The 502-nt window shown below is 47.0% G+C and carries 1 protein-coding gene; it reads left to right on the top strand.

Annotated features, from left to right (window positions below):
• Positions 1–496: glycosyltransferase (locus tag R7R24_RS30830; RefSeq protein ID WP_318120732.1), on the top strand; the 496-nt coding region annotated here is incomplete at its 5' end.
• Between the last annotated feature and the right edge of the window lie 6 nt (positions 497–502).

Here is a 502-nt window from a genome sequence, read left to right on the forward strand (position 1 = left end):
TTCCGATCTTATTCTTAATCAAACATCGCCAGCGGTGATGGCAAACTTGGGACAAGACTACTGTATTCGTCATCAAGCAGGTAAAGGCGCAGCGCAAGAAGTGCAAGCTGCTTATCAAGCGAACAATGTTGCTAATGCAGAAGTGACCGAGTTTATCGATGATGTTGCACAAGCGTATGCGTGGGCAGATCTGTTAGTGTGCCGTTCTGGCGCATTGACGGTATCTGAAGTCTCAGCAGCAGGTGTAGGCGCGATTTTTATCCCGTTCATGCATAAAGACCGTCAACAGGCACTGAATGCCGACCACTTAGTGGAATGCGGTGCTGCGAAGATGATTGAACAACCTGATTTAACCGTGGAGTCTTTGACTCAACAGATCCAACAATTGGATCGCCAAGCTTTACTTTCAATGGCTCAAAAGGCACGCAGTGCCGCAAAATTAGATGCTGACAAAGTTGTCGCACAAGCCATTGTCGCTTTGACCGAAAAGCGTTAACGAATT

The sequence above is a fragment of the Vibrio sp. 704 genome (assembly GCF_033339295.1).